Source organism: Treponema sp. UBA7567, from assembly GCF_002476655.1.
Lineage (GTDB): Bacteria > Spirochaetota > Spirochaetia > Treponematales > Treponemataceae > Treponema_D.
The window spans coordinates 1-5,302 of record NZ_DLLH01000028.1 but is presented as its reverse complement, the minus strand read 5'-3'; the positions used below and the strand labels follow the sequence as shown (position 1 = coordinate 5,302).

At 43.6% G+C, this 5,302-nt stretch carries 5 protein-coding genes; 2 read left to right on the top strand and 3 right to left on the bottom strand.

Translation table 11 applies throughout. The features are described from left to right. Window positions 1-116 precede the first annotated feature (116 nt). The 3 genes from B3Y13_RS03660 to asnA all read right to left on the bottom strand — a co-directional run bounded on the left by B3Y13_RS03660 (window position 117) and on the right by asnA (window position 2,957). The gene (locus tag B3Y13_RS03660; RefSeq protein WP_296667811.1) at window positions 117-731 is read right to left on the bottom strand and encodes a nucleotide exchange factor GrpE; all 615 of its coding nucleotides are present in this window, start codon (window positions 729-731) and stop codon (window positions 117-119) included. Window positions 732-795: 64 nt separating this feature from the next. Beyond that, window positions 796-1,794: a hypothetical protein gene (locus B3Y13_RS03655; protein WP_296667813.1), complete on the bottom strand. Its 999-nt coding sequence runs from the start codon at window positions 1,792-1,794 to the stop codon at window positions 796-798. 125 nt (window positions 1,795-1,919) lie between these two features. Further along, complete coding sequence (gene asnA / locus B3Y13_RS03650; protein ID WP_296667815.1) at window positions 1,920-2,957, bottom strand: aspartate--ammonia ligase; 1,038 nt, start codon at window positions 2,955-2,957, stop codon at window positions 1,920-1,922. Window positions 2,958-3,093: 136 nt separating this feature from the next. On the opposite strand from asnA, the gene B3Y13_RS03645 reads away from it, so the two are divergent. Both B3Y13_RS03645 and eda read left to right on the top strand, forming a co-directional pair. Beyond that, window positions 3,094-4,116, top strand: a complete 1,023-nt coding sequence (locus tag B3Y13_RS03645) for a DNA/RNA non-specific endonuclease (RefSeq protein WP_296667817.1) — start codon at window positions 3,094-3,096, stop codon at window positions 4,114-4,116. An 87-nt stretch (window positions 4,117-4,203) separates the two neighbouring features. Next, entirely contained in the window at window positions 4,204-5,172 is a 969-nt protein-coding gene (gene eda / locus B3Y13_RS03640) for a bifunctional 4-hydroxy-2-oxoglutarate aldolase/2-dehydro-3-deoxy-phosphogluconate aldolase (protein ID WP_296022658.1), read from the top strand. Window positions 5,173-5,302 lie beyond the last annotated feature (130 nt).

The following is a 5,302-nucleotide window of genomic DNA, read 5'->3' as shown; positions in this document are numbered from 1 at the left end:
GTCAATACCAATAATCTTTCCCATATTAAGCCTCCGAAAAACCAATTCCCGATTTTTTATTTATTTTTTTCAAAAATCAACGGAATCAGCTTTTGAAAATATTTACAATTTTATTTTTAAGCCTTAGGCTTTATAACCATCACCTTTGCATGACGGATTACTCTGTCCTTAAGCTTGTAGCCTTTAAGATATACCTGTAAAAGCTGTTCTTTTTTAACATCGCCTTCCTGCATTCCAATCGCCTCGTGGAGCTCAGGATCAAAATCATCACCTTCCTTTCCAAAAGCAACCAGATTGTATTTGTTTTCGAGCATGCTTACGAGCGATTTGTTTGTAAGCTTAATGCCGTCAACAATCGGCTTTGCCTCTTTTATGTCTTTTGCCGCATCAAGAGTACGGTCAAAATTATCAAGACTGTCAAGAAGATCGCTCAAAAGACTTTCATTTGCGTATGCAACAGCATCCTCTTTCTGCTGCAGCATGCGTTTGCGCCAGTTGTCGTTTTCGGCAGCCTTGTAAAGGGCATCTTTTTTCATCTGCTCAATCTGCGCCTCAAGCTCTGCAATGCGCTCTTCTGAAGTCTTTGCAGCAGGCTCGTCATTTTTCTGCCCAGAAGTTTTTGCCTCTTCTGGCTGAGAGCCTTTTTCTTCAGTTTTTTCGGCGTCCTGCGCTTTTTTTTCATTCTGATTTTCAGCAGATTTTTCTTCTGCTTTATGATTTTTCTTGTCCATACTTAAAAATTAACAATTTCAAGGTTTAATCGTCAACAAAAAAATACGTTTTTTTACAATAATTTTAGCAATACTTAAAATCCGGGCCGCCGCTTCCCATAAAAACCTTTACGCGGCTGTATTCCATGAACGAATTGTCAAAAAAAGACTGCACGTTCATAGCCTGGCCGCTCAAAATTTCATCGGGATTATAAGACATTTCGACAATGCTCTCCTCTCCTTCTCCAAAACACCGGCTCAACGCTCCGTTCAAACGCACAATATTGCTCACAACCTCAAAAAGCTGGCCCTTGTTTTTTTCTTCATATTTGAATTTTAAAAATTCAAGCTGCATTTTTTCAATTTCAGAATGTAATCCGGCAATTTTTTCAATTCCATTTTCAAGCCCGTAATTATTCAGCTTCTGCCATTCAAAAAAATCTTCAAAGAATTTTACAGGCTCGATCTTTAAAGGAGCAAGGACCGCCAAAAACCACGTTACAGCCCGGCCGTACGAATAAAAAACGCTGGCAGAACGGGCAATGTTTTCAGAACGCCTTATATCCTGCGTTGAAAAAGCGGCTGTCGGCTTTGCCTCAAATTTTTTTCTGTCCGAAAGCTCAGCTTCAATCTGCGGAAAATCAATGTGATTCGGATACAGGCTCACCGAAAAATTAAGCCTGTCAAAAAAAGATTTTAACTTGTCGCCTTCATGAAAAGCAAAGCTCAGGTCAAAGCCAAAGACAAGTCCCAGAGTATTGAGCATTTGCGCACGCCTGGCAAAAAACTTCTTGTCAAAAAGAAAATTTCCGCCTTTATTTTCGCCGTCAAGAGCAATATCAAGCGAGCAATTCAACTCTGCGCAAGCCTTGCAAATGTCCATGTCAAGAATTTTCGCATCAACAGGAAGAGTAACAAACAAATCCGGCGCATTTTTTCTGACCGCCTGCAAAAACTTCAAAAGCCGCCCCTTATGTCTCAAAATTTCAGAATCCTGCAAGGTAAATTCCGTAATCCCCTTTTCAGAAAAGGACGCAAGAGAAGTTTCAAGCTGACGCGAATTAAAAGTAAATGTTTTTTCCATAAAAATCTGTTCAATCTGGCACTTCGGCTAAAGCCGCCGCTATGTCCGGGGTTCACTAACGTTCATTGCCGCGCAAAAGCCCGGCAACGCTTTGCGCCCCTTCCAGCGCTAGTGCGAAAATTCACCTAAAGCAGATAAATTCCGTGCTCGCCGCACTCTTTTCTCATCTGCTCAGGCCATATGCTTACCTGAGTTTCGCCAATATGGGCTTTTCTCAAAAAGAACATGCACAAACGGCTCTGGCCGATTCCTCCGCCCATAGTCTGGACAAGCTCTCCGGCCAAAAGACGTCTATGGAATTCAAGATTGCAACGCTCAAGGCATCCTCGTTCTTCAAGCTGGGCCTTAAGAGACTCAGGATTCACGCGGATTCCCATAGAAGAAAGCTCGTAAGAAGTCTTTAAGACAGGATTCCAGACGAGCAAATCACCGTTCAAGCCGCGGTGTCCGTCTCCAGTTTCCGTAATCCAGTCGTCATAGTCAGGAGCACGGCCGTCGTGAATTGTTCCGTCAGGCAATTTTCCGCCGATTCCAATAAGGAACACAGCGCCATATTCCTGGCAGATTTTATTTTCGCGTTCTTTTGGAGTTAGAGCCGGATACATTTTCTGCAAGTCATCGGCAAAAACAAAATGGATCTGCTCAGGCAAAATCGGCTCAATCATATCGTATCTGTCGTAAATAAAAAATTCAGTGCGTTTAAGGCAGTCATAAATTTTTCTTACAGTCTGCTTCAAATACATAACGTTGCGGTCTTCTTCGGTAATTGCAGCGCACCAGTCCCATTGGTCTACGTACAGAGAATGAATATTGTCCATTTCCTCGTCGGCGCGGATTGCATTCATGTCCGTATAAATGCCAAAACCTGGCTCAAGCCCCATCGAGGTAACTTTTACGCGCTTCCATTTTGCAAGAGAATGAACTATTTCCATCTGGGCGTCGCCCATGTCTTTTACAGGAAATTTTACGGCGCGTTCAACGCCGTTCAAATCATCGTTCAAGCCTTTTCCGCTTTCAACAAAAAGAGGCGCCGTAACACGGGTCAAATTAAGGGCGGTAGAAAGCTGAAGCTGAAAAAAATCTTTTATCAAGACAATGGCATGCTCGGTTTCCTTTTCACCAAGCAGAGATTTATAACCTTCCGGAAAAATTAAATTAGACATTGCAAATTCCTTGCGCAAAAACGCATTTTCAATCTTTCTTCAATTTTATTGAATTTTTTGTTTTTAGAAAATACCAATCACAGATATGCCCTTGTTTCTTCTATATTTTGGAAATTCGTGCTATTATTCACGCATTATGGCAAAAAACTCAAAATCACGAAAAAGACGAAATTCCAGACTCAATAAAATTGTTACAGCAGTAATTTTTATTGTCGTCCTCGGCATTTTTCTTTACGAAAAAGTTCCTCAGGTAAGAGAATTCGCAGATCCAAAAATTGAAAAGGCAAAGACTGCAATTTCAAGATTTCTTCCGGCAGAGCCTCAGACACAAGAAGACAAAAATCCGCCTTCAAAAAACGAAGCCGCGGACAAAACTTCTTCCGCCGCCACCCCGTCCTCAGACGGTTTTATTTACCTTTCTCAAAATCTGGCAGAACCGCGCTGTGCAGGAACAGGCAAAAACGTTCAGGATCACGAGCACCGCGCCTACGAATATTATTCACTGTGCTACCGCGAAAGCTATGAGCAGGCAGAATGGAGCGCCTACTGCCTTACAGACGGGCATCTCGTAAAAAACGCAAGCCGCTCGGACGACTTCCGCGCCGACCCGAAAATTTCAACAGGCTCCGCGACTCCAGACGACTACAAAAAAACGGGCTACGACCGCGGGCACCTTTCTCCTGCGGCCGACTTCGCCTTCGACAAAACAGCCATGAGCGAAACTTTCTACATGACAAACATGAGCCCCCAGGCCGGAAGCTTTAACCGCGGAATTTGGAAAGACCTCGAATCCACAGTCAGAGACTGGGCAAAAAAATTTGGACGGGTCTATGTCGTTTCAGGTCCAATACTCGAAAAAAATGCCGGCAGCTACAAATCAATCGGCGCAAATAAAGTAAGCGTTCCAGAGTATTACTACAAAGTCATTTTGGCGCCGCTCTATGAGGACGAAAAAGACAAAAATACACCAGAGGACGCAAAAAACATTGCTGCAATCGGATTTATTTTTCCAAACCAAAAATGCAATGACACAATATTTAATTATGCCGTAACAGTCGCAGAAGTGGAAAAACGCACAGGAATAGACTTTTTCTATGAGCTCGAAGACACCGCCGAAAAAGCGGCAGAGTCGGATTTTGACAAAAGCATCTGGGAATAAAGCCGCAAGTTTTTTCTTATCGTTTACACTCGTTTCAAAATTCACTATATTGTAGATATTATATTTAATCTAATTAGAGGTCCTAAAATGGCAGATGTTTATGACACATTCCGTGACATTGGTATCATTCCAGTAGTCGCAATCGAAGACGCTTCCAAGGCGGCTGATCTTGCTCACGCTCTTGTAAAGGGCGGACTTCCTGCTTCTGAGGTTACATTCCGCACAGCATGCGCAGCAGAAGCGATTGAAGCAATGATTAAGGCTGAGCCTGATATGCTCGTTGGAGCAGGAACTGTCCTCAACGTTGAGCAGGCTGAGCGCGCTGTAAAAGCCGGAGCAAAATTCATCGTTTCTCCAGGATACAATCCGGAAGTTGTTGACTGGTGCATCGCGCACAACATTCCAACAATGCCTGGAATTTCAAACCCGTCAGAAATCACAGCTTGTATCAACAAGGGCGTTACACACCTTAAGCTTTTCCCTGCTGAGCGCAAGGGCGGATACAAAATCATCGACGACTTCGGCGGTCCATTCCCGCAGTGCACATTCATGCCGACAGGCGGCGTAAACACAGAAAATGTTTCTGAATATGCAAAACGCAAGAACATTCTCTGCATGGGCGGAACATGGATGGTTAAAAAGCCATTGATCGAAGGCGAGAAATGGGACGAAATCACACAGATCTGCAAAGACGCTGTAAAGGCAATGCACGGATTCCACATTGACCACATGGGAATCAACGCAAAGAACGAGGCTGAGGCTAAAGAAATCGCGGCTCAGTTCGAGCTTTTCGGATTCGCTTCAAAATTCGGCAACTCTTCAATCTTCGCTTCTGAGCAGGTTGAAATCATGAAAGAGAACGGACGCGGAACAAACGGCCACATCTCAATGGTTTGCAACAACGTAGAACGCGCGCTCGCTTACCTCAAAAAGTTCGGCTTCAACCCGGTTGCCGGAACAGAAAAATGGACAGGCAAAGCCAACGCTTCTCCGCTCAAGGTTGTTTACCTCGACAAGGAAGTTGGCGGATTTGCAATCCACTTGAAGAGAGCGTAAGTTTTTTAGAAAAAACATATGACAAAACTTAGGAGCTAGTCTCCTAAAACAAAAAGAGAAGCGCTAAAAAATCCAGCGCTTCTCTTTTTTTATTTTTAGGAGCGCACCACAGCCACAAGCCGGCTCTGCA